The organism is Streptomyces sp. NPDC013317, from assembly GCF_055563155.1.
In genome coordinates this window covers 914,843-938,289 of sequence record NZ_JBVHDX010000001.1, presented here as the reverse complement: position 1 = coordinate 938,289, position 23,447 = coordinate 914,843, and the positions used below count along the sequence as shown (strand labels likewise).

The 23,447-nt window shown below is 71.2% G+C and carries 17 protein-coding genes; 9 read left to right on the top strand and 8 right to left on the bottom strand.

Annotation, left to right across the window (positions count from 1 at the left end; all coding sequences use genetic code 11):
• Positions 1-42: 42 nt before the first annotated feature.
• Entirely contained in the window at positions 43-4,080 is a 4,038-nt protein-coding gene (locus ACZ3IJ_RS03965; RefSeq protein WP_467466077.1) for a HAMP domain-containing protein, read from the bottom strand.
• A 273-nt stretch (positions 4,081-4,353) separates the two neighbouring features.
• On the opposite strand from ACZ3IJ_RS03965, the gene ACZ3IJ_RS03960 reads away from it, so the two are divergent.
• From ACZ3IJ_RS03960 to ACZ3IJ_RS03935, 6 genes are all read left to right on the top strand, one after another.
• Entirely contained in the window at positions 4,354-4,581 is a 228-nt protein-coding gene (locus tag ACZ3IJ_RS03960; RefSeq protein WP_391796131.1) for a DUF5133 domain-containing protein, read from the top strand.
• Positions 4,582-5,176: 595 nt separating this feature from the next.
• Entirely contained in the window at positions 5,177-5,338 is a 162-nt protein-coding gene (locus ACZ3IJ_RS03955; RefSeq protein ID WP_467466076.1) for a putative leader peptide, read from the top strand.
• Between the two features lie 283 nt (positions 5,339-5,621).
• Positions 5,622-6,686 carry an ABC transporter substrate-binding protein gene (locus ACZ3IJ_RS03950; protein ID WP_467466075.1) on the top strand — a complete coding sequence of 355 codons (1,065 nt, stop codon included), beginning with the start codon at positions 5,622-5,624 and terminating at the stop codon, positions 6,684-6,686.
• Between the two features lie 4 nt (positions 6,687-6,690).
• Positions 6,691-7,551, top strand: a complete 861-nt coding sequence (locus ACZ3IJ_RS03945) for an ABC transporter ATP-binding protein (protein ID WP_467466074.1) — start codon at positions 6,691-6,693, stop codon at positions 7,549-7,551.
• Complete coding sequence (locus tag ACZ3IJ_RS03940) at positions 7,548-8,504, top strand: ABC transporter permease (RefSeq protein WP_467466073.1); 957 nt, start codon at positions 7,548-7,550, stop codon at positions 8,502-8,504. The genes ACZ3IJ_RS03945 and ACZ3IJ_RS03940 overlap by 4 nt, the downstream gene beginning before the upstream one ends.
• A 74-nt stretch (positions 8,505-8,578) precedes the next feature.
• Positions 8,579-9,955, top strand: coding sequence for an LLM class flavin-dependent oxidoreductase (locus tag ACZ3IJ_RS03935; protein ID WP_467466072.1), 1,377 nt, complete (start codon positions 8,579-8,581; stop codon positions 9,953-9,955).
• 31 nt (positions 9,956-9,986) lie between these two features.
• Here the strand turns inward: ACZ3IJ_RS03935 and ACZ3IJ_RS03930 are convergent, their stop codons facing one another.
• On the bottom strand, positions 9,987-10,127 hold the full coding sequence (locus tag ACZ3IJ_RS03930; protein ID WP_467466071.1) for a hypothetical protein: 141 nt from the start codon (positions 10,125-10,127) through the stop codon (positions 9,987-9,989).
• Between the two features lie 40 nt (positions 10,128-10,167).
• On the opposite strand from ACZ3IJ_RS03930, the gene ACZ3IJ_RS03925 reads away from it, so the two are divergent.
• Complete coding sequence (locus ACZ3IJ_RS03925; protein WP_467466070.1) at positions 10,168-11,067, top strand: TauD/TfdA dioxygenase family protein; 900 nt, start codon at positions 10,168-10,170, stop codon at positions 11,065-11,067.
• An 88-nt stretch (positions 11,068-11,155) separates the two neighbouring features.
• Here ACZ3IJ_RS03925 and ACZ3IJ_RS03920 read toward each other — a convergent pair whose 3' ends face one another.
• The 3 genes from ACZ3IJ_RS03920 to ACZ3IJ_RS03910 are packed head-to-tail and all read right to left on the bottom strand — an operon-like array spanning position 11,156 to position 13,560.
• The gene (locus tag ACZ3IJ_RS03920) at positions 11,156-12,121 is read right to left on the bottom strand and encodes an LLM class F420-dependent oxidoreductase (RefSeq protein ID WP_467466069.1); all 966 of its coding nucleotides are present in this window, start codon (positions 12,119-12,121) and stop codon (positions 11,156-11,158) included.
• A gap of 48 nt (positions 12,122-12,169) precedes the next feature.
• Positions 12,170-13,354, bottom strand: a complete 1,185-nt coding sequence (locus tag ACZ3IJ_RS03915) for an alcohol dehydrogenase catalytic domain-containing protein (protein ID WP_467466068.1) — start codon at positions 13,352-13,354, stop codon at positions 12,170-12,172.
• Positions 13,355-13,404: 50 nt separating this feature from the next.
• Positions 13,405-13,560, bottom strand: coding sequence for a hypothetical protein (locus tag ACZ3IJ_RS03910; protein WP_391796139.1), 156 nt, complete (start codon positions 13,558-13,560; stop codon positions 13,405-13,407).
• A 287-nt stretch (positions 13,561-13,847) separates the two neighbouring features.
• Here ACZ3IJ_RS03910 and ACZ3IJ_RS03905 point away from each other — a divergent pair, with 287 nt between their 5' ends.
• On the top strand, positions 13,848-15,080 hold the full coding sequence (locus ACZ3IJ_RS03905) for an AI-2E family transporter (RefSeq protein ID WP_467466272.1): 1,233 nt from the start codon (positions 13,848-13,850) through the stop codon (positions 15,078-15,080).
• 18 nt (positions 15,081-15,098) lie between these two features.
• Here the strand turns inward: ACZ3IJ_RS03905 and ACZ3IJ_RS03900 are convergent, their stop codons facing one another.
• From ACZ3IJ_RS03900 to ACZ3IJ_RS03890, 3 genes are all read right to left on the bottom strand, one after another.
• The gene (locus ACZ3IJ_RS03900; RefSeq protein ID WP_467466271.1) at positions 15,099-16,346 is read right to left on the bottom strand and encodes a geranylgeranyl reductase family protein; all 1,248 of its coding nucleotides are present in this window, start codon (positions 16,344-16,346) and stop codon (positions 15,099-15,101) included.
• A gap of 201 nt (positions 16,347-16,547) precedes the next feature.
• The gene (locus ACZ3IJ_RS03895; protein WP_467466067.1) at positions 16,548-18,368 is read right to left on the bottom strand and encodes a methyltransferase; all 1,821 of its coding nucleotides are present in this window, start codon (positions 18,366-18,368) and stop codon (positions 16,548-16,550) included.
• A 122-nt stretch (positions 18,369-18,490) separates the two neighbouring features.
• Positions 18,491-19,705 carry a 4-hydroxybenzoate 3-monooxygenase gene (locus ACZ3IJ_RS03890; protein ID WP_467466066.1) on the bottom strand — a complete coding sequence of 405 codons (1,215 nt, stop codon included), beginning with the start codon at positions 19,703-19,705 and terminating at the stop codon, positions 18,491-18,493.
• 314 nt (positions 19,706-20,019) lie between these two features.
• On the opposite strand from ACZ3IJ_RS03890, the gene ACZ3IJ_RS03885 reads away from it, so the two are divergent.
• A complete protein-coding gene (locus tag ACZ3IJ_RS03885) occupies positions 20,020-23,394 on the top strand; it encodes a pyruvate carboxylase (RefSeq protein ID WP_467466065.1) in 3,375 nt (1,124 codons plus the stop codon).
• Positions 23,395-23,447 lie beyond the last annotated feature (53 nt).

The window sequence follows — 23,447 nt, the reverse complement described above, 5'->3', positions numbered from 1 at the left end:
GGCGGGCCGGTGGACCGGCGGACCTGCGGGGGGACCGTGGCGCTATCCGTCGTGGAGCCACCGGCGGATGCAGGCGATGAGGTCGTCGGCGTCGACGGGCTTGGTCACGTAGTCGCTGGCGCCCGAGGCCAGGCTCTTCTCTCGGTCCCCCGGCATGGCCTTGGCGGTGACCGCGATGACGGGCAGGTCGGCATGGGCCGGCATCTGCCGGATCCGGGAGGTGGCCGTGTAGCCGTCCATCTCCGGCATCATGACGTCCATCAGGACCAGGTCGATGTCGGGGTGCGCGGTGACGGCGTCGATTCCCTCCCGCCCGTTCTCGGCGTGCAGGACGTTGACGCCGTGCAGCTCCAGGATGCCGCTGAGGGCGTAGAGGTTGCGGGCGTCGTCGTCGACCACGAGCACCGTACGGCCGTGCAGGGTGGAGTCGATGGTGTGGGGAACCGGCGGCCGGTGCTCGCCGCGCACCAGGGGCACGACCTCGCCCGGCTGGTCCGCGGACAGGTGCAGGGCGATGCGCTCGCGCAGTTCGTCGAGGCTGGAGATCAGCTCCAGCGGTCGTCGGCCCGCCAGCTCCTGAAGCGCCCGCTCGTGGGCGTCGGTGAGCCTGCGGTTGTTGTGGGCGAGGACCGGGACGGTGCGCAGCGCCGCGTCCCCGTCCATGGCGTCCAGGAAGCGCAGCGCCTCACCGTCGGCCATGTCGACCTCGATCACCACGCAGTGGAACGGCTGGGCGGCGAGGGCCGCCGCGGCCTCCGCCGGCCCCACGGCCGCGATGACCTCCAGGTCCTCCCGGTCGCCGCGGCCCCGGCCGGCGGTCAGCTCCGCGACGGCGTTCTCGGCGACGAGCGAGAGCAGTCCGCGCGGGCGCTCCTCGATCACGAGGAGGCGCCGGGGCTGCTGCCGCGGGTGCCGGGACTGCGGGGCGACCGGCAGCGCGGGACGGCCGGTGGGGGCGGCTTCCCCGGAGGCCGTGGGCTCCGGGTCGCCGTCGGGACCGGCGACCAGGACGTGTGTGGACTGTTCCTTGAAGTCGGCCCGGGCGACCGGCAGATAGAGGGTGAAGGTGCTGCCCACACCGGGCTCGCTGGCCGCGGTGAGGCCTCCGCCGAGCAGGTAGGCGATCTCCCGGCTGATGGACAGGCCGAGGCCGGTGCCGCCGTACTTCCGGTTCGTGGTGCCGTCCGCCTGCCGGAAGGCTCCGAAGATGGCCTCCAGGTGCTGGGATTCGATTCCGATGCCGGTGTCCCGGACCCGGAAGGCGACCACGGGGCCGCCGCGGTGGACCGTCGCGGGCAGCTCGTCGTCCGACGCCGGCTCGATGCACAGCTCCACGCCGCCGCGCTCGGTGAACTTGACGGCGTTCGAGAGCAGGTTGCGCAGCACCTGCCGCAGACGGGAGTCGTCGGTGACCAGGTCCACGGGCACGCCGGCCGCGGTGGAGACCGTGAACGCGAGGCTCTTCTGCGTGGTGAGCGGGCGGAACGTCGCCTCGACGTAGTCGAGGAGCCGGCGCAGCTGTACCCGTTCCGGGTTGAGGTCCATCTTCCCGGCCTCCACCTTGGAGAGGTCGAGGATGTCGTTGATCAGCTGGAGCAGATCGGATCCGGCCGAGTGGATGATGCCCGCGTACTCGACCTGCTTGGCCGTGAGGTTGCGGGTCGGGTTCTGGGCGAGCAGCTGGGCCAGGATCAGGAGGCTGTTGAGAGGGGTCCTCAGTTCGTGGCTCATGTTGGCCAGGAACTCGGACTTGTACTTGGAGGCGAGGGAGAGCTGCTGGGCCCGGTCCTCGAGTTCCTGCCGGGCCTGCTCGATCTCGAGGTTCTTGGCTTCGATGTCCCGGTTCTGCGAGGCGAGCAGGGCCGCCTTCTCCTCGAGTTCCGCGTTGGACCGCTGCAACTCGTCCTGCTGGACCTGCAGTTGCTCGGAACGTGCCCGCAGTTCGTCGGCCAGCCGCTGGGACTCGTCCAGCAGCTCGTCGGTTCGGGCGTTGGCGACGATGGTGCTGACGTTGACGCCCACCGTCTCCATGAGCTGCCCCAGGAAGTCCCGGTGCACGGAGGTGAAGGGCGAGAAGGACGCCAGCTCGATGACGCCGAGCACCTGGTCCTCGACCACGATCGGCAGCACGATCAGGCTGGCGCGTGCCGTGCTGCCGAGCCCCGAGGAGATGTACACGTAGTCGCCGGGTACGTTCTCGGCGGCGATGATCCGTCGGCTGCCGGCGGCCTGGCCGACGAGGGACTCGCCCAGCCGGAAGCGGTCACGGCCGGCGTTCTCCGCGGGGAGCCCGTAGGACCCGACGAGCCCCAGCTCGACCCCGTCCGCGCCGTCCTCCGCCAGGTAGAACGCTCCGTACTGGGCGGAGACGAGCGGGGTCAGCTCGTCCATGACGAGGTCGGCGACGACGGCCAGGTCGCGGTGGCCCTGCATGAGCTCGGAGATCCGGGCGAGGCTGGACTTGAGCCAGTCCTGCTCCTGGTTGGCCCGGGTGGTCTCGCGCAGCGAGCCCACCATCGCGTTGATGTTGTCCTTGAGTTCGGCCACCTCGCCCGAGGCGTCGACGTTGATGGAGCGGGTCAGATCGCCCTCGGCGACCGCGCTCGCGACCTCGGCGATGGCGCGGACCTGGCGGGTGAGGTTCCCGGCGAGCTCGTTGACGTTCTCGGTCAGTCGCTTCCAGGTGCCGGAGACGCCCTCCACCTCGGCCTGACCGCCGAGACGGCCCTCGCTGCCGACCTCCCTGGCCACCCGGGTCACCTCGGCCGCGAACGAGGAGAGCTGGTCGACCATGGTGTTGATGGTGGTCTTCAGCTCCAGGATCTCGCCGCGCGCGTCGACGTCGATCTTCTTCGACAGGTCGCCGTTGGCGACGGCGGTGGTGACCTGGGCGATGTTGCGGACCTGGCCGGTCAGGTTGTTCGCCATCGAGTTGACGTTGTCGGTGAGGTCCTTCCACGTGCCGGCCACGTTGGGCACTCGTGCCTGTCCGCCGAGGCGGCCCTCGGTGCCGACCTCGCGCGCGACTCGCGTCACCTCGTCGGCGAACGCCGACAGCGTGTCCACCATCGTGTTGATGGTGTCGGCGAGCGCGGCGACCTCGCCCTTCGCCTCCACGGTGATCCGGCGGGAGAGATCGCCCCGGGCCACGGCGGTGGCGACCTGGGCGATCGAGCGCACCTGGCCGGTGAGGTTGGACGCCATCACGTTGACGTTGTCCGTGAGGTCCTCCCAGGTGCCCGAGGCGCCCCTTACGGTGGCCTGACCGCCCAGGTTTCCCTCCGTGCCGACCTCCCGGGCGACCCGGCTCACCTCGTCGGCGAACGCCGAGAGCTGGTCGACCATCGTGTTGATGGTGTTCTTGAGCTCCCGGATCTCACCACGGGCGTCCACGTCGACCTTCTGGGAGAGGTCGCCCTTGGCCACGGCGGTGGCGACGTGCGCGATGGAGCGCACCTGCGCGGTGAGGTTGCCGGCCATGGAGTTGACGGAGTCGGTGAGATCGCGCCACGTTCCGGAGACGCCCTTCACGTCCGCCTGACCGCCGAGAATGCCCTCCGTGCCGACGTCTCGGGCCATGCGGGTGACCTCGTCGGCGAACGAGGAGAGCTGGTCGACCATCGTGTTGATGGTGTTCTTCAGCTCCAGAATCTCACCACGGGCGTCCACGTCGATCTTCTGGGAGAGGTCGCCCTTGGCCACGGCGGTGGCGACGTGAGCGATGTCACGGACCTGAGTGGTCAGGTTGCCGGCCATCGCGTTCACGGACTCGGTCAGGTCCGCCCAGGTTCCGGAGACCCCGGGCACCTTGGCCTGCCCGCCGAGGGTCCCCTCCGTACCCACCTCCCGGGCGACGCGGGTCACCTCGGAGGTGAACAGGGAGAGCTGGTCGACCATCCCGTTGAACACAGTCGAGATCTCGCCCATCAGCCCTTCGGCCGTGCCGGGCAGCCGGGTGCCGAAGTCTCCGTCCCGCACGGCGGTGAGGCCGTCCAGGAGCTGGCGCAGCTCGGACTCCCCCACCGCCGCCGGTCCCGACCGCGGCACGGCCGAGGGGCCCTCGATCGTCGTCTCAGACATGCCTCATCCTCGTTCGCTCGCCGGGTACCCGCAGGGACCACACCTGGTCGCGGGCGACGGTAGGACCGCACCCCGTCCCGTACGGCCCCGACCTCGACCGTTGCCGTACGGCAATTATGACGACCCTACTCCCCTGTGATCGTCACAAGGAGAGCGGTGGGAATCAAGCGGCTGGAACGAGCCGATGCGACGGCCCGCATACAACCCGGGCCCCGGGGTACCCGCCGCTGCGAACCGGGCGGTCGCGCCCTGCCGACGAGGGGAAGATCCACTGTGCTGATGGCCCATCCCGCGGTGCTGAGCAATCTGATCGAGCAGTACGAGACGCTGAAGGTGCTGCACGCGGAGAACGGCGGCGCCGAGGTACGGCAGCGCCTTGACGACGTCGCGTACACGCTGTGTGTCTCCACCGGCACACGTGATGTGGACGCGGCGCTGATCGCCGCCCGGTACCGCCTGCCCGGTGCGCGCCCGGAGGACGACTCGGTCCTGATGGCCTGATTCGGCGAGCGTTCTCAGCGTCGCCGCTCCAGGGTGAGGACCGCTTTGGTGATGTCGGTCATACGGTGGGGCTGACGCGGGTTCTGCGGAGGATCCTGCCAGGACCCCGGTCGGCGCGGTCGGCGCGGACGGGACGCTCGGCGACGACCTGGCGTCCACACCGTGTCGGCGGTCCTCACCCCCACCGCGCCGGCTCGCCCGGTCAGTGGCCGCCTCGCTGAGTTCACGTCCGATCACCGTCAGGGGTCACGGAAGTCGTGGTGCCGTGCCGCGGTGTCAGCAGGATCTCCCCTTGGTGTGGTCCGAACCACCCGGCGTCGGGCGTGCGCACACCGTTCGCCACGGCGCCGATCCGTAGGACCTCGACGGGCGTGCCGCCGCATGACGCGGAGGTGACCTTCTGGTGGTCATGCGGCCCCAGCCGTTCTCGAACGAGGTGAACCGGGCTCTAGGCCACGGTTGCCCGCCGAGAAATCGACGTCCAGGCCGCTGAGAAGACTCGGTGCGGCCGCCACCAGGAGGCCCCGCCGGCCCCGGGCGGAGGCCTGTTTCCGGGCTTCGTTCGGGCCGGTTGTGAACGCCGTGCTTCACGCGTATGTCAGTCGATTCAGTATGCGAGACGCAACCGGACGCGACGTTGACGCGTCCGGTTTTCGCTGCAAGTCTCTTGGCCGTGAGCACTTTCGAGAACTTCGCCGCGCGGCTCCACGTCGATCTCCGACGTCAAGCCAGCGCCATCTGTGCCGTCGGTCGATAGACCCTCGGCAGGCCCTTCTCCTGCTCCTTGCCCCACCGTGGATCGCGGTTCCTCGCGTCCACAGCAGACGACCGGACTCCCCGCTGGGATTCATCCGGCCTCGTTTCTCTTCCCGTCGTTTCGGCGTTCTCCCTTCCTCTGTGCGGAATTCCGACGCGCCCCTTCCTGAAACGCGCCCGCTCCGGGACGGGAAACCGTATCGACGCGCGTTTCCGCGCCATGCGCGGAAGAAGTCGGCAGAAGCACGACCCCGCCGCTCCATCGAATGTGAACAGGACTGTCCATGACCACGACGACATCGACCCGACGACGGTTCATCACGCTGCTCGGACTCTCCGCGGTCGCGGTGAGCTGCGGTACGAGCTCGGGGACCTCAGGCAAGGACCGGACCCGGACACTGCGGTACCAGGGCTGGGCGGGACAGGTCACCTTGCCGGAGCTGGCCGAGGATCTCGGCTTCCTGGAGGACGTCAGGCTGGAGTGGGTCGGGAACACGATCAGCGGCCCCCAGGACATCCAGTCCGCCGCCACCGGACAGACGGACTTCGGCGGCGCGTTCAACGGCGCGGTCGTCAAACTGGCCGCGAACAAGGCCCCCATCAAGGCTGTCATCAGCTATTACGGTGCCGACCGGCACGCCTACAACGGCTATTACGTCCTCGAGGACAGCCCGATCCGTTCCGCCCGCGATCTGACCGGCCAGAAGGTCGGGATGAACACCCTCGGAGCCCACGCGGAGGCCATGCTCGACATCTATCTCCAGCGTGGCGGGCTGTCCAAGGCGGAGATCGGCAAGGTCGAGCCGTTGGTCGTGCCTCCCGTCAACACCGAGCAGTCACTGCGCCAGAAACAGATCGGAGTGGCCGTACTCGGCGGCATTCTGCGGGACAAGGCCCTCGCGACTGGTGGAATCCGGCCGCTCTTCACGGACTTCGACCTGCTCGGCGCGTTCAGTGCCGGCACCTATGTGATGACGAACCGCTTCCTCGAGCAGAACCCAGGGACTGCCCGTACCTTCGTCACCGCCGTGGGACGGGCCATCGAGTGGTCGCGCACCACTCCGCGCGCCGAGGTCATCGCCCGGATGACGGACATCGTGAAGAAGCGCGGACGCAACGAGGACGCCACACCCCTCAAGTACTGGCGTTCCTGGGGCGTCGCCGAGCCGGCGGGCCGGATCACCGGCAAGGAACTCCAGCTGTGGGTCGACTGGCTGGCCGAACGCGGCGACATCCCGAAAAACCAGGTCACGGTCGACGACCTCTACACCAATGAATTCAACAGGGCGGGCGAGGCGGGCGCGGCGCGTACCTCGCCGGCTCCCTCCGCCTCGAAGAGCGAGAGCTGATCCCATGCCGGCATCCACCACACCCAAGATCGTGTTCGAGGACGTGCGGAGGGTCTTCACGGTCAAGGAGTCCACCACGAGGGGCGGTTCGCGGACCCGAGGGACACGCGGGTCCAGCGAGTTCACCGCCGTCGACGGCGTCGACCTGGAGATAGCGGCGGGTGAGTTCGTCGCCCTGGTGGGCCCGAGCGGCTGCGGCAAGTCGACGCTCCTCGACATGCTCGGCGGCCTCACCCCACCCACCGGCGGACGGATCCTGCTGGACGGCGCACCGGTCACCGGCCCGGGCCTGAACCGCGGCATCGTCTTCCAGCAGTACGCGCTGCTGCCCTGGCGCACCGCGCAGGGGAACGTCGAGTTCGGCCTGGAGGCGACCGGTGTACCGCGCCGCGAACGGGCGGCGCGGGCACGGGAGTTCCTGGATCTGGTCGGCCTGTCCGGGTTCGAGGACCGGCACCCGCACGAGCTGTCGGGCGGGATGCGGCAGCGGGTGGCGATCGCCCGCAGCCTTGCCTACGACCCGGACGTGCTGCTCATGGACGAGCCGTTCGGCGCGCTGGACGCCCAGACCCGTGAGTCGTTGCAGGACGAACTGCTCCGCATCTGGCAACGCACCGGAAAGACCGTCGTCTTCATCACGCACAGCATCGACGAAGCCGTCTACCTGGGGCAGCGCGTCGCCGTCATGACGTCCAGGCCGGGCCGCATCAAGCAGGTCGTACCGGTCGTCCTCGGCTCCCGCACCGACACGGACGACATCCGTTCCGCTCCTGAGTTCGCGCGCCACCGTCACCAGATCTGGTCGCTGCTGCACGACGAGGTGGCCAGGGCCCAGCAGTTGGAGAAGCAGGAGGCATCCGCATGAGCCTGACGACCCGCGCCACCACCGAGAAGGCTCCCCCGCAGCGCCCGCAGCACGCGCCGCCTCCGTCGAGCCCGTCGAGCCCCGGCGAGGTCAGCCCCGCCCCCGCCTCTTCCGTCACGCGCTCGGCGCCCGTGCCCTCGCCCCGAGCCCCTTCCCGGGCGGCCTGGGTCCGCCCGGTGCTCCGGCGGTCCGCGTCCCTCCTGGCGACGGGGGTCACCCGGTCCGCGGCCATCGTGGCCCTGCTGCTGCTGTGGGAGACCGCGCCGCGGCTGGGACTGGTCGACCGGACCTTCCTGCCCCCGTTCAGCGAGGTGCTCGTCGCCTGGTGGGAGCTGGCGGCCGACGGCCGGCTCGCCGACAACACCTACGCCAGCCTGGTGCGTTCGTTCAGCGGATTCGGTCTGGCCGTGGCCGTCGCCGTACCCCTCGGGCTGCTGATCGGCTGGTACCGGCCCGTCGCCGATCTGCTCGGTCCGCTGCTCGAGGTGTTCCGCAACACCGCCGCGCTGGCCCTGCTGCCGGTCTTCGTCCTGCTGCTGGGCATCGGGGAGACCTCGAAGATCTCCATCGTCGTGTACGCGTGCACCTGGCCGATCCTGCTCAACACGATCAGCGCCGTGCGCACGGTCGACCCCACACTGCTGAAGCTCGCGAAGTCGATGGACCTGTCCGCACCCCGGCTCTTCCAGAAGGTCATCCTGCCGTCCGCCGTGCCCGTGATGTTCACCGGCATCCGGCTCGCCGGCGCGGGGTCGATCCTGGTGCTGGTGGCCGCCGAGATGATCGGCGCCAAGGCGGGGCTCGGCTATCTGATCAACGCCTCGCAGTACAACTTCGCGATCCCGCAGATGTACGCGGGAATCATCACGATCTCCGCCATCGGCGTGACCTTCAACCAGCTCCTGGTCGTCCTGGAGCGCCGGCTCAGCTCCTGGCGCGTATCCGCCTCCTGACCCGTCCCGGCCCGCACCGGCCCCCACCTCCTCGCAACGCCCGCTCGTTCCGCCGCCCCCGATCCGAGGAACCCATGACCGCGACCAGCCCCCGCACGCTCCATCTCAACGCCTTCCTGATGAACGCCGGCCACCACGACGCCGCTTGGCGCCACCCCCGTACCCAGCCCGAACGGGTCACCGATCTGCGGTACTTCCAGCAGCTCGCCCAGACCGCCGAGCGCGGGCTGCTCGACTCGGTCTTCCTCGCCGACGGTCTCGCCCTGTGGGGGAACGCCCGGCACAACGCGCTCGGCGGTTTCGAACCGCTCACCCTGCTGTCGGCCCTGGCGGCGGTCACCGAGCACGTCGGACTGATCGCCACCGTCTCCACCACCTTCAACGAGCCGTTCCACACCGCCCGCAAGTTCGCCTCCCTGGACCACATCAGCGGCGGCCGGGCCGGCTGGAACATCGTCACCTCCGGCACTGTGAACGAGGCCCGCAACTTCGGCCGGGAGGAACACCTGGAGCACCGGCTCCGCTACGAGCGGGCCCGGGAGTTCGTCGAGGTCGCCACCAGACTGTGGGACAGCTGGGAGGACGGCGCGATCCTCCTCGACCGCGAGCGCGGCGTCTACGCGGACACGGACCGGGTACGGGCGATCGATCACCGGGGGGAGCACTTCGTCGTGCAGGGGCCGCTGAACGTGCCTCGTAGTCCTCAGGGCCACCCTCTGCTGGTGCAGGCCGGTTCGTCGGAGGACGGCAAGGAGTTCGCCGCGCGGTACGCCGAGGCCGTCTTCACCGCCCAGCAGACGCTCGCCGACGGCCAGGCGTTCTACAAGGACCTCAAGTCCCGGCTCGCGCGCCACGGCCGCGGCGAGGACCAGCTGCTGGTCCTTCCGGGCATCGCGCCCGTCATCGGCTCGACCGAGGCCGAGGCACGTGCGCTGGAGCAGGAGCTCACGGAGCTGCAGATCCCCGAGTACGGACTCGCCCAGCTGTCCGGGATGCTCGGCACCGATCTGACGGGGGTGGCCCTGGACGGACCGCTGCCCGAGCTGCCCGAGGAGCGGGACATCAACGGCAACAAGAGCCGCTTCACGCTCGTGGCCGACATCGCGCGCCGCGACGGACTGACCGTGCGCCAGCTCATCGCCCGCCTCGGTGGCGGCCGCGGCCACCGTGTCTTCGCCGGCACCCCGGAACAGATCGCCGACGAGCTCCAGGAGTGGTTCACCGAGGGCGCCGCCGACGGCTTCAACATCATGCCGCCTCTTCTGCCGAGCGGACTGGAGGACTTCGTCGACCATGTCGTGCCGATCCTCCAGCGCCGCGGCCTGTTCCGTACCGAGTACGGCGGCCGCACCCTGCGGGAGCACTACGGGCTCGCCCGCCCGGCCGGCAGGGCGGCCGACCGGACGTCCGCTGGCGCCGCGACGGCGACGGCGGAGCGGCGGACCGCATGACACGGCCGCGCGTCCGGCTCGCCTCGAGCTGTCACCCGTCCGCCGGAACGCCCGGAACAGCCGGGACGCCGGGCACGCCAGGGACGGCCCGGACGCCCGGGACACCAGGGACGCCGGAGACGCCGGAGACGCCGGAGACGCCGGAGACGCCGAGCCACTCACCGTCCATCACCTTCTGACACCTTCTGACCGCCTTCGAGAGGATCCCTCCCATGACCACCAGCACCGGCTTCGACGTCCGCAGGATCGGAGGCCGTATCGGCGCGGAGATCCACGGCGTGGACCTCGGCGCCGAACTCGCCCCCGCCGTCGTCACCGAGATCAACTCCGCGCTCCTGGAGCACAAGGCGCTCGTCTTCCGTGACCAGCGGCTCGACGAGGCGGGCCAGCTCCGCTTCGCCTCGCTCTTCGGCGAGCTCACCACCGCGCATCCGACCGTGCCGTCCGTCGACGGCCGGCCCCAGATCCTGCCCGTCGACGGCGACGAGGGCATCCGCGCCAACCACTGGCACACCGACGTCACGTTCGTCCGCACACCGCCGAAGGCGTCCACGCTGCGCAGCATCGTGGTTCCCCCCTACGGCGGCAACACGCTCATCGCCAACTCCGGCGCCGCCTATGCGGATCTGCCCCAGCCGCTGCGGGAGCTGGCCGACAAGCTGTGGGCGGTGCACACCAACGACTACGACTACGCCGCTCCGAAGAGCGAGAAGGCGGCCGAACACCGCAGGCAGTTCGTCTCCCGGCGGTACCGCACCGCCCACCCGGTCGTCCGGGTCCACCCCGAGACCGGGGAACGGGGGCTGTTCATCGGCGGCTTCGCCCAGAGCATCGTCGGCCTCGGCCCCTCCGACTCCCGGGACCTGCTGCGCCTCTTCCAGTCGTACGTCACGCGACCCGAGAACATCGTGCGCGTGACGTGGCAGCCGGGCGACCTCGTCCTGTTCGACAACCGGATCACCCAGCACTACGCCCCCGACGACTACGGCGACCTGCCGCGCCTGCTGCACCGCGTGACCGTCGCGGGCGACGTCCCGGCCGGTGTCGACGGAACGCTCAGCCGGGTGATCGAGGGCGACGACGCCGCCCACTACACCCCAGCGGCGGCCTGAGCCGACCGGCCGCCGGGCGGACGTCCTGCCCGGCAGCCGGTGGGACGCCTGACCCGGGACCGGCCCGGGTCGGGCGTCCCCGGCTCCCTCACAGCTCCCGCAGTGCGGGCAGCAGCTTGGTCTCCGCCCAGTCCAGGAAGGGTTCCTGGTGGTCGCCCCCGATCTGGACGAGGGCCACCTCGGTGAATCCGGCCTCGGCGTAGGGGCGGACCGCCTCGACGAAGGCGTCCACGTCGTCGCCGCAGGGGACGGCCTCGGCGACGTCCTCGGGGCGGGTGTGGGCGGTGGCTGCGGCGAAGCCCTTCGGGCCCGGCAGCTCGGCATTGACCTCCCATCCGCCGAGGGCCCAGCGGAACTGCTCGTGCGCCCGGGCGACGGCCGACGCGCGGTCGGGGTCGTAGCAGACCGGGAGCTGGCCGACGCACGGCTTGCCGGCGCCGCCGTGCGCCGCGAACGCCTCGATCAGGCCGCCCTTCGGCTCGGTGGAGACCAGCACGTCCGCGCGGCGGCCCGCGATCTCGCAGGACCGCTCCCCGGACACGGCGATGCCGATGGGAGGCGGGGTGGAGGGGAGGTCCCAGAGTCTGGCGTTCTCGACGTCGAAGTGCGTGCCGTGATGCGTGACGTACCCACCGTCGAAGAGGTCGCGGATGATGCCGACGGCCTCGTCCAGCATCTCCAGGCGGACGTGGGCGGCCGGCCAGCCGGATCCGACGATGTGTTCGTTCAGGTTCTCGCCGGAACCGAGGCCGAGCCGGAAGCGGCCGTCGCTGAGGAGCTGCATCGTCGCGGCCTTCTGCGCGATCACCGCGGGGTGGTAGCGGAAGGTCGGGCACGTCACGAACGTCATCAGCGGGATGCGCGAGGTCGCCTGCGCCGCCGCTCCCAGGACGCTCCACGCGTACGGCGCGTGCCCCTGGGAGTCGAGCCAGGGGAAGGAGTGGTCGGAGATCACGGAGAAGTCGAAGCCCGCGCGCTCCGCCCCGACGACGTGGGACACCAGCTCCCGGGGCCCTGCCTGCTCGGTCATCATGGTGTAGCCGATGCGTACCATATGGCGCGGCTTGCCGGATTCGGCACCTCGAAACCCGTTGTCTCCCGCTCAGGGGCGGAGCAGCGTCTTGATCATGCCGTCTTCCTTCGCCTGGAACATGGCGTAGGCGCGCGGCGCCTCTTCGAGGGGCAGGACGTGCGTGGCGAAGCCTTCCACTCCCAGCGGATCGCTGTCGTCGAGCAGAGGCAGGATCTCGTCCACCCAGGCCCGGACGTTGGCCTGCCCCATGCGCAGCTGGATCTGCTTGTCGAACATGGTCAGCAGGGGCATGGGGTCCGCGGCCCCTCCGTAGACGCCGGAGACGGAGACCGTGCCCCCGCGCCGCACCAGGTCGATCGCCGTGTGCAGAGCGGGCAGGCGGTCGACTCCGGCATGCTCCATGAGGGGACGGGCGAGGGCGTCCGGCAGCAGTGCCGTGACGCGTTGTGCGGCCGCGGCCAGGGGCGCTCCGTGGGCTTCCATGCCCACCGCGTCGATGACCGAGTCGGTCCCCCGTCCGTCCGTCAGGTTCCGCACCTCGGCGACGAGCCGCTTGCCGTGGCCGGTGAGGTCGAGCGTGCGCACGCCGGACTCTCTCGCCCGCTGGAGACGGGCGGGGACGAGGTCGACTCCGATGACGAGCCGGGCGCCGCGGTGCAGCGCGATGCGGGCGGCCATCAGGCCGATCGGCCCGAGCCCGAGCACCGCCACGGAACCGCCCGGTGGGATGTCGGCGTACTCGACGGCCTGCCAGGCCGTCGGCAGTACGTCGGAGAGGTAGACGAACCGCTCGTCGGGCGGTCCCTTCGGCACCTTGACCGGCAGTGTGTCGCCGAAGGGCACGCGCAGGTACTCGGCCTGACCGCCCGGGACCTGTCCGTACAGCTTCGTGTAGCCGAACAGCGACGCGCCCTTGTCGTACTCACGCACCTGGGTCGTCTCGCACTGGGAGTGCAGACCCTGGTCGCACATGAAGCACTGCCCGCAGGACACGTTGAACGGGACGACGACCCGGTCCCCGGTCGAGAGCGTGGACACCTCCGGTCCGACCGCCTCGACCAGGCCCATCGCCTCGTGCCCGAGGATGTCTCCGGGCTCCAGATAGGCGCCCAGCAGGTTGTACAGGTGCAGGTCGGAGCCGCAGATACCGGTCGAGGTCACTTTGACGACGACATCCGAGGGATCCTTGATCGCGGGATCGGCCACCGACTCCACGCGGACGTCCCGCGTTCCCTGCCAGGTCAGTGCGCGCATGACCTGTCTCCTCCTAACCTGCTGGGCACAGGTGCTACCGGTCGTGGCGTCTACCAGTAGTGACGCCGGCCGCCTACCGCGTGTCCCACGGCTCCGAGGACCCACAGGACGGCGCCGATGAGGACCAGGATCATCCCGATGGTCCACAGGATCGATATCCCGGCGACGAGTCCGATGATGAGCAGGATGACTCCGACAAGGATCATGGCTTACCTCAGTCTCTGGAGGGGCCGGACTCCCGGCGAGTCGGCCGACGCCCGCGGGCGACAGGGCAGATGTCCCGTCACCCACGAACGGCGCCTACCCCCATCCGGCCGCCGTATGGGTGCCGGGCGACGGTTTCCCCCGGGTCGTCCGGGGCCCGGGACGACCCCGAGTCGGTCCACACGGCGCCCGCCCGGGGTGCCGGACGGCCGCGCACGCGCCAGCCTGGGGGGAACCTCGTCCGAATTGGGAAGCGACTTGGAGGGTCTCCTCGGTGGACCGACCTCGACTGCCCCGCCTGCGCCGGTGGCCCGGACGTGTGAAGGAGAGTGCCGCGGCGCTCCGCGAGCGTCGGGCACGGCTGCAGGCCGAGCGGGACGCGGAGGACCACCGGGCATGGGAGGAGTCGCTTCCTCCGGAACGGCGCGAGGTCGATCCCCCGGCACGAGGGCCGGCGGCGTCGGTCCCGTGGCCTGTGCGGGTGGCCGCGGAGGCCGGCTGGCGGTTCCTGGTGCTCGCTGCCACGCTCTGGGTGCTCATGCGGGTGATCGGGGCGGTACGCCTGGTCGTGCTCGCCTTCGTCGTGGCCCTCCTGGTCACCGCTCTGCTCCAGCCGACGGTGGCCCGGCTGCACCGGAGCGGCCTTTCCCGGGGGCCGGCCACGGCGCTGACGGCGACGTGCGGGTTCGTGCTGCTCGGACTCGTCGGATGGTTCGTCGTCTGGCAGGTGCTGGACAACCTCGGCGACCTCTCCGACCGCGTTCAGGAGGGCATCGACGAACTCAAACAGTGGCTGATCAAAAGCCCGCTCCACGTCACGGAGCAACAGATCAACGACATCGCCGACAACTTGAGCGACAGCATCGGCACGAGCACGAGTGAACTCGCGTCCACGGGCCTCCAGGGCGTGACCGTGCTCGTGGAGGTGATCACCGGCCTGCTGCTCGCCATGTTCGCCACCCTCTTCCTGCTGTACGACGGCAAGCGCATCTGGAGGTGGACCCTCAAGCTGGTCCCCGCCGGAGCGCGCCCCGGCGTCGCGGGCGCGGGTCCGCGCGCCTGGCGGACGCTGACCGCGTACGTGCGCGGCACCATGATCGTGGCCATGATCGACGCGGTCTTCATCGGCCTGGGCATCTACTTCCTCGGCGTACCGCTGGCCGTTCCCATCGGCGTGGTGATCTTCCTGTCGTCCTTCGTACCCCTCGTCGGTGCCGTCGTCTCCGGGGCCCTCGCGGTCGTCGTCGCGCTCGTCACCGAGGGGGTCTTCACCGCGCTGATGGCTCTGATGGTCGTCCTCGTGGTGCAGCAGATCGAGGGTCACGTGCTCCAGCCGTTCATCCTCGGCCGCGCCGTCCGGGTCCATCCGCTGGCCGTCGTCCTGGCCGTCGCCACGGGCGGCACCGTCGCCGGGATCGGCGGGGCCGTCGTGGCGGTACCGCTCGTCGCCGTGGGCAACACCGTCGTCGGGTACCTCCGCGCCCACCCCACCGGAGGCGACGCGGAGGCGGCTGAGCGGTGACCGTCCCCCGTACGCGGGCTACCGTCGTGGCGTGGGAACGAGGCGCAGCAGCCCGTGGAGGACGGCGTCGATGGTGTCCTGTGCGGGCTCGTCGGTCACGTGGGTGAGCAGGCGGGCCAGGGTACGCAGCACGTGGGGCGAGGCCATCACACGGGGGTGGAGGACCGGCCGGAAGCCGTAACGGGAGAAGACCAGATCACCGACGGCGTTGCCCAGCCGGTAGTAGCGCGCCCATCGGCGCCGGATCTCGACCGGGTACTGGTGCAGCGCGTGTTCCCGGCGTGGCCCGGCCGGCCGTGCCAGCGCCAGGGCGATGACGTCCGCCGCCACCTCGGCGGCCTCCATCGCCTGGGCGATGCCCTCGCCGCTCCAGGGACTGACCATGCCGGCGCTGTCGCCGACGAGCAGCAGGCCGCGACCGTACTGCGGTCGCCGGTTCAGTCCCATGGGCAGTGGCGCGCTCCTGAGCGGTGAGTCGGCGTTCTCCTCGCGCACCCCCCACTCCTCGGGCAGGCGGGGCAGCCAGTGCTCCAGGGCCGCCCGCAGGTCCACCGGTCTGCGCCGCCGTTGCTGCGGCAGTGCGCCGAGGCCGACGTTGATGCGACCGTCCCCCATCGGGAACACCCACCCGTACCCGGGCAGGTCCCGTCCGGTGGCGGGACACCGCAGGTCGGCCCAGAGCTCCAGATAGGGGTCGTGCGTACGGGCCTCGCTGCGGTAGTACCGGCGGGCGGCCGCCGCGACGGGTCGCTTGCCGTCCCTCTCGAAACCCAGACCGAGGGCCGTGCGCGCCGAGGCTCCGTCGGCCGCGACCACCAACGGGGCCCGGTAGCGGACCGGTTCCTTGCCGGCTCCGCGCGTGGCGGAGACGCCGACGACGTGTCCTGCCCGGTCGGTCAGAGGTCCCGTCACCTTCACATGGGTGCGAAGGCGCGCCCCGGTGGCGCTCGCGTGGGTGGCGAGCAGGTCGTCGAAGTCGTGCCGGCTCCGAGTGAGTCCGAAGTCGGGAAGCGCGCCCAGACGCGGCCAGTCCAGCTCGGCTTCGAGGCCTCCGCAGACCCAGCGCATGCCCTTGTTGCGCATCCAGCCCGGTGCGTCGATGTCGATGCCCATCCGTACCAACTGGTAGACGCTGCGCGGTGTCAGCCCGTCGCCGCACACCTTCTCCCGGGGGAACCCGCTCTTCTCCAGGAGCAGAACGTCCACACCGGCTCGCGCGAGGTGCACCGCGGCGGCGGAGCCCGCGGGTCCCGCCCCGACCACGATGACCTGTGCCTCCTCGTCGCCGGCGCCTTCGGGGCCGCTGCCGGCGTCGCGGCCGCTGCCGGCCTCGTCACTTTTGGTGATCACCCCACCACTATGCCCCCGGCCGGGGCCGGCGGAACGTGTGGCACGGCCGAACCGACGGCCGGTTCGCACAGCGCCGGTGTCCGGAGGAGTCGCTCTCCTCCGGACACCGGCGGCGCGTCAGGGCCTGCGGGCGTGGAGGACGTGGGCGCCCAGCGCGAGGGGGGTGTGGCCCGTGAGTTCGAGGCCGTGCTCCTCGAGCAGCCGGCCGTAGTGGCCGGCCGTGCGCTCGCGGCCTCCGGTGTTGCACCTCATGTGGAGGTCCCACGCGGTGGCGAGCGAAGGCTCGCCGCCGGCGTCGTCGGGCAGCAGTCGCTCGACGATGAGCAGGTCAGCCTTCCGGGGCATGGCCTCGGCGCAGTGCCCCAGGATGACGCGGCACCGGTCGTCGTCCCAGTCGTGCAGGACACGGGAGAGGATGTAGACGTCGCCGCCCGGGGGCACGTCCGCGAAGTCGCCCGCCCGGTAGTCGCACCGCCCGCCGACACCGGTGGAGTCCAGGTACGTCCGCGCCGCCGCGAGGACCTGAGGGCGTTCGAGGAGGACGCCCCGCAGGGTGGGGTGGGCGGTCAGGATGCGGCCGAGCAGCTCTCCGGTGCCGCCCGCGACGTCGACCACGGTACGAAGGCGGCCGGAGGCGGTGGCGGCGGTGGCCGCGGTGAGGACCGGGTGCGAGGGGAGAGGGTCGAACATGGCCGCGCTCGACGCCATCGACTGGTCGAAGAGGGCGGCGAGTTCGGGGTCGCGGGCGAAGTGGTCGAAGTGGTTCTCGCCGTAGAGGTGCTCGAAGCCGGGTTCTCCGCTGCGCACGGTGTGGGTCAGGTGCCCGAAGGACTGGTAGAAGGGGCCGCCGTACATCAGCGCCAGCGGCCGCATCGAGCCCGGGGCCTCGGGGTGCAGGAGCGCGCCGACGTCGGTGAGTCGGTATCCGTCCGGTGCTTCGGAGACCACCCCCAGCATGGCGAGGTACCGCAGCAGGGTCGTCGTGCTCTGCGGGTGGGCCCCGACGGCCCGGGCCAGCCGCGCACCGTCGACCCCGGTGTGGCGGTTCATGGCCTCGGGCAGCCCCAGCCGCGCGCACGCCGCCAGGGCCTGGGTGGTCCAGGCGCCGGTCAGCAGCCACAGGAGCCTCTCGGCGGGCTGCGGTTCGCCGGTCCCGCGCGTGCGCCCCGCAGCCGCGAGGGGCCGGGCGAGGTGCTCGGCCAGCACGTCACGGTGGTCTCCGCTCGCGTACAGCTCGACGCGCCGGTAGGCGGTCTTCGTGTCGGCGGGGGCCGTGAAGTAGAAGACGGTGCCGTCCTCGTGCGGGTTGTAGCCGCCTCCGTCGGCCGCGGCGCCGTGCCGCTCGAAGCTCGCCAACAGCCCCCGCAGCACCAGCGGGTCCGGGCGGGCGACGTCGAAGGCGAGGTGCGCCTCGTGGTCGTGGCGGCGCTCCTCGGCGGCGATGACGGACAGTCCGGAACCCGGTGGCACGGTCAGCGCGAACACCTCGACCGCCCGTGGTTCTTCGGCGGGACCGCGGACCACGGGACGGAGAATCCTCACGTCGAGATCGGCCGGATCGCGGCGATGGCGTGCGGCGAGGCGCTCGCGTACGACGACGCTGGGCTGCGCCGGAGCGTCGGCCGACAGCCCGCACGCCGCGAGGTCGGCGCGCAGGGACGGCTCGTCGGGCGGGAACACGAGTACGGCCGCGTGCGCGAACCGGCACCGGTCCGTCAGCGCGCGCAGTTCGGGACCGTCGAGGCCTGGCAGCACGCGTGACAGCAGGACGGACGTGTCCTGCTCACGGACGAATCCGGCTGTCGCGCCGAGACGTTCCGCGTCGCCTCCGGCGGGCGCGGGCCGCGCGGGCGTCGGGATCGCGGGGGTCGCGTCCGCGGGCGTCGGGATCGCGAGTGCCGCGTCCGCGGGCATGGTGAAGGGATGTTCGGGATGCATTCCCTGTCCGTGGGTGAAGGAGGAAGCCCGGGCGGAGCCGCCGGAGCACGCCGTGCAGGCGCACGGCAGCCCCGGGGCGGCCCGGAACGGGACGAAGAGAGAGGAAGAAGGAAGGGGTCGGTTCAGATGCCGACGTAGTTCTCGGCGAACCAGTCCTGCTGGGTGCGCGAGGTGCGCAGCGAGTCGATCCGGGAGCGGCGCAGGCGCTCCTGGAAGAGGGAGGCCGTCTCAGAGCCCTGGGCATCGCCGTGCAGAAGGCGGATCATCCAGTGTGAGAACTCCTGGGCCCGCCAGATGTGGGCCAGGCACCGCGCCGAGTACGAGGCGAGCCCCTCCGGGTCGCCGTGGGTGAGGTCGTCCGTCAGGGCCCGGGCCAGGATCTCCGCCTCCAGCACCGCGAGGTTCGCACCCTTCGCGGCGGACGGACTGATCAGGGCGGCGGCATCGCCCACCAGGAACAGCGACCCGTGGCGCAGCGGTTCGAGCACGTCGGACTCGAGGTCGACGACGGCGCGCTGGACGATCCGGCCGCGGAGCAGGGGTCCGTACTCGGTGGCGCGCATGCGCAGGTCGAGCTCGTCCCAGACGCGGTCCTCGCCCCACTCCTCCGCCCGACTCCCGCGGTCGCACTGCAGGTAGTAGCGGGTGATCTCGCTGGAGCGGGCCATGTGGCCGGCGAAGCCACGCGGGTGGACCGCGTAGCCCACGGCGTCCAGGCTCGGCGGCGCCTCGGCGAGCAGGCCCAGCCAGGACACCCCGTGGTCACGGTGGTGGCGCCGGACCGCGCCGGGAGGCAGCGAGCGCCGTCCCGCCCCGTGGCGGCCGTCGCAGGCGGCGACGTACCGTGCCCGCCACTGTCCGGGACGCCCGTCCTCCTCCCGTACGGTCACCGTGGGCGCGGGGCCGTCCGAACCGGAGACGGCGACCGCCTCGGTCTCGAAGCGGATGCGCCCTCCGGCGTCGACGAACTCGGCCAGCAGATCGGTGACCAGCTCGTGCTGCGGATAGACCGTGTGCGGCTCCCCCCGGCCGAGCCCTCGGTAGTCCAGGCGGAACCGGCCGTCCTCGGTGCGGAACTCGCAGACGCTGTGCTCCTGTCCGCGTCGGCGCAGTCCCGCGTCCAGGCCGTGGCGTTCCAGCACCCGCACGGTGTTCGGGGCGAGGAAGCCCGCCCGTGCCCGGTTCCGGACGTGGTCACGGCCTGCGCGTTCCAGCACGACACAGTCGATTCCGCTGCGAAGTAAGAGGTTCCCCAGCACCAGGCCGGCCGGGCCGGCTCCGAGGATGACCACGTCGGCCGAGTCCTGGTCGGACCGGGCGTACTGACTCTCTGTCACAACAGTGGATCATAGGCACCGAATATTGCGGGGCCGGTCGGATATCACCCGAATGCAGTACATGGTGCGAAAAGGATTCTGCCCGGGCGATGCCGCTCCTCGCGCGCCGGACACGTCCTCCTTACCCGTCGGGGAAGGCGGCATGCCGATGATCCATGTCACTGTCGTGGGATCTTCAGAAGGCCACCGCGCAGCCCTTAGCGTTGCCGAAACAGGCCGGGCGCGACGCGCGAGTGCCGATCCCGGGGCACCACGTGCGCGGGGACGTGACGGCGATCCGTTGTGCTCATCACCGGCAGGGTGAAGGGATCAGGATGTTCCGCAAGGTACTGGTGGCCAACCGCGGGGAGATCGCGATTCGCGCGTTCCGCGCCGGCTACGAACTGGGTGCGCGTACGGTGGCCGTCTTCCCCCACGAGGACCGCAACTCACTGCACCGGCTGAAGGCGGACGAGGCGTACGAGATCGGCGAGCCCGGACATCCCGTGCGCGCCTACCTCTCGGTGGAGGAGATCATCCGGGCGGCCCGCAAGGCCGGCGCCGACGCCGTCTACCCGGGGTACGGATTCCTGTCCGAGAACCCGGATCTGGCGCGCGCCTGCGAGGAGGCGGGCATCACCTTCGTCGGCCCGAGCGTGCAGACCCTGGAGCTGACCGGCAACAAGGCGCGGGCCGTGGCCGCCGCCCGGGAGGCGGGCGTACCCGTCCTAGGTTCCTCGGCGCCCTCCACCGACGTGGACGAACTGGTGGCGGCCGCCGAGGGCATCGGGTTCCCGGTCTTCGTCAAGGCCGTCGCCGGCGGCGGTGGCCGGGGCATGCGGCGGGTCGAGGACCCTGCGACGCTCCGCGAGTCCATCGAGGCGGCGGCCCGCGAGGCGGAGTCCGCCTTCGGCGACGCGACCGTCTTCCTGGAGAAGGCCGTCGTCGACCCGCGCCACATCGAGGTGCAGATCCTCGCAGACGGCGAGGGCAACGTCATCCACCTGTTCGAGCGCGACTGCTCGGTGCAGCGGCGCCACCAGAAGGTGATCGAGCTCGCGCCCGCCCCGAACCTCGACCCGGTGGTGCGGCAGCGCATCTGCGACGACGCCGTGCGGTTCGCCCGCCGGATCGGCTACCGCAACGCCGGCACCGTGGAGTTCCTCCTCGACCGCGAGGGCAACCACGTCTTCATCGAGATGAATCCGCGCATCCAGGTCGAGCACACGGTGACCGAGGAGGTCACCGACATCGACCTCGTGCAGTCGCAGCTGCGCATCGCCTCCGGCGAGACCCTCGCCGACCTCGGCCTGGCCCAGGAGTCCGTCGTGCTGCGCGGCGCCGCGCTGCAGTGCCGGATCACCACCGAGGACCCCGCGAACGGCTTCCGCCCGGACACCGGCATGATCAGCGCGTACCGCTCTCCGGGAGGCTCCGGCATCCGGCTCGACGGCGGTACCACCCACGCCGGTACGGAGGTCAGCGCCCACTTCGACTCGATGCTGGTCAAGCTGACCTGCCGGGGCCGGGACTTCCGTACCGCAGTCGACCGCGCCCGGCGCGCGGTGGCCGAGTTCCGGATCCGCGGCGTGTCCACGAACATCCCGTTCCTGCAGGCCGTGCTCGACGACGAGGACTTCCAGGCGGGTCACGTCACCACGGCCTTCATCGAGCAGCGCCCGCACCTGCTCACCTCGCGCCACTCGGCCGACCGCGGTACGAAGCTGCTCACCTACCTCGCCGACGTCACCGTGAACAAGCCGCACGGTCCCCGGCCCGAGCTGATCTCCCCCGCCACCAAGCTGCCCGCGCTGCGCGCCGGCGAGCCGGCCGCCGGCTCGCGTCAGCGGCTCCTCGCGCTCGGGCCGGAGGGCTTCGCCCGGAGCCTGCGCGAGTCGCCGACCATCGGCGTCACCGACACGACCTTCCGGGACGCGCACCAGTCCCTCCTCGCCACCCGGGTCCGCACGAAGGACCTCCTGGCCGTCGCACCCGCGGTGGCGCACAACCTGCCGGAGCTGCTGTCCCTGGAGTGCTGGGGCGGCGCCACCTACGACGTCGCGCTGCGCTTCCTCGCCGAGGACCCGTGGGAGCGCCTCGCCGCCCTGCGCGAGGCCGTGCCGAACATCTGTCTGCAGATGCTCCTGCGGGGCCGCAACACCGTGGGGTACACCCCGTACCCGACGGAGGTGACCGACGCCTTCGTGCAGGAGGCCGCGGCCACCGGCATCGACATCTTCCGGATCTTCGACGCGCTCAACGACGTCGACCAGATGCGTCCCGCCATCGAGGCCGTTCGGGAGACCGGGACCGCGGTGGCCGAGGTCGCGCTCTGCTACACCTCCGACCTCTCCGACCCGGCGGAGCAGCTGTACACGCTGGACTACTACCTCCGGCTGGCCGAGAAGATCGTCGCCGCGGGCGCGCACGTACTGGCGGTCAAGGACATGGCCGGCCTGCTGCGCGCCCCCGCCGCGGCCACGCTGGTCTCGGCACTGCGCAGGGAGTTCGACCTGCCGGTGCACCTGCACACCCACGACACCGCGGGCGGGCAGCTCGCCACGTATCTCGCGGCGATCCAGGCCGGAGCGGACGCGGTGGACGGCGCGGTGGCCTCCATGGCCGGTACGACCTCCCAGCCGTCGCTGTCGGCGATCGTCGCCGCGACCGACCACTCCGCCCGGCCCACGGGCCTGGACCTGCAGGCGGTCGGCGACCTGGAGCCGTACTGGGAGAGCGTCCGCAAGGTGTACGCCCCCTTCGAGGCGGGTCTCGACTCGCCGACCGGTCGCGTGTACCACCACGAGATCCCGGGCGGACAGCTCTCCAACCTGCGGACGCAGGCGGTCGCGCTCGGCCTCGGGGACCGGTTCGAGGACGTCGAGTCGACGTACGCCGCGGCGGACCGGATGCTGGGCCGACTGGTGAAGGTCACGCCCTCGTCGAAGGTGGTGGGCGACCTCGCGCTCCATCTCGTGGGCGCCGGGGTGGCGCCCGAGGACTTCGAGGCGGAACCGAACCGCTTCGACATCCCCGACTCGGTCGTCGGCTTCCTCCACGGCGAGCTGGGTACACCTCCCGGCGGCTGGCCGGAGCCGTTCCGCAGCAGGGCCCTGGAGGGCCGCGCCGGGCCCAAGCCGATGCGGGAGCTGACCGCGGAGGACCGTACCGGCCTCGCCAAGGACCGGCGCGCGACGCTGAACCGGCTCCTCTTCCCCGGTCCGACGCAGGCCTACGAGGCGCACCGGCAGGCGTACGGCGACACCAGCGTGCTCGACAGCAAGGACTTCTTCTACGGGCTGCGCCCGGGCAAGGAGTACTCCGTCGACTTCGGGCCCGGTGTGCGGCTGCTCATCGAGCTGGAGGCCGTCGGCGAGGCCGACGAACGCGGGATGCGTACCGTCATGTCCACCCTGAACGGCCAACTGCGGCCGATCCAGGTGCGCGACAACGCGGCGGCCGCCGATCTCCCGGTGACCGAGAAGGCCGACAGGTCCGACCCCGGCCATGTCGCCGCTCCGTTCGCCGGTGTGGTCACGCTGGCCGTCTCCGAGGGCGACGAGGTCGATGCCGGTGCGACGGTGGCCACCATCGAGGCGATGAAGATGGAGGCTTCGATCACCGCGCCGAGGAGCGGGCGGGTGTCCCGCCTGGCCATCAGCAGGATCCAGCAGGTGGAGGGCGGCGACCTGCTCGTGGAGATCGGCTGACGGGGCGGGCGGTGGCGCGCCGTGCGCCACCGCCGGAACGCGGACGGCCGGTA

Coding starts and splice junctions, on each gene's coding strand:
- ACZ3IJ_RS03965 (WP_467466077.1), bottom strand. CDS start 4,080: ATGTCTGAGACGACGATCGAGGGCCCCTCGGCCGTGCCGCGGTCGGGA.
- ACZ3IJ_RS03925 (WP_467466070.1), top strand. CDS start 10,168: ATGACCACCAGCACCGGCTTCGACGTCCGCAGGATCGGAGGCCGTATC.
- ACZ3IJ_RS03895 (WP_467466067.1), bottom strand. CDS start 18,368: ATGCATCCCGAACATCCCTTCACCATGCCCGCGGACGCGGCACTCGCG.
- ACZ3IJ_RS03915 (WP_467466068.1), bottom strand. CDS start 13,354: ATGCGCGCACTGACCTGGCAGGGAACGCGGGACGTCCGCGTGGAGTCG.
- ACZ3IJ_RS03945 (WP_467466074.1), top strand. CDS start 6,691: ATGCCGGCATCCACCACACCCAAGATCGTGTTCGAGGACGTGCGGAGG.
- ACZ3IJ_RS03920 (WP_467466069.1), bottom strand. CDS start 12,121: ATGGTACGCATCGGCTACACCATGATGACCGAGCAGGCAGGGCCCCGG.
- ACZ3IJ_RS03950 (WP_467466075.1), top strand. CDS start 5,622: ATGACCACGACGACATCGACCCGACGACGGTTCATCACGCTGCTCGGA.
- ACZ3IJ_RS03955 (WP_467466076.1), top strand. CDS start 5,177: ATGTCAGTCGATTCAGTATGCGAGACGCAACCGGACGCGACGTTGACG.
- ACZ3IJ_RS03910 (WP_391796139.1), bottom strand. CDS start 13,560: ATGATCCTTGTCGGAGTCATCCTGCTCATCATCGGACTCGTCGCCGGG.
- ACZ3IJ_RS03940 (WP_467466073.1), top strand. CDS start 7,548: ATGAGCCTGACGACCCGCGCCACCACCGAGAAGGCTCCCCCGCAGCGC.
- ACZ3IJ_RS03885 (WP_467466065.1), top strand. CDS start 20,020: ATGTTCCGCAAGGTACTGGTGGCCAACCGCGGGGAGATCGCGATTCGC.
- ACZ3IJ_RS03935 (WP_467466072.1), top strand. CDS start 8,579: ATGACCGCGACCAGCCCCCGCACGCTCCATCTCAACGCCTTCCTGATG.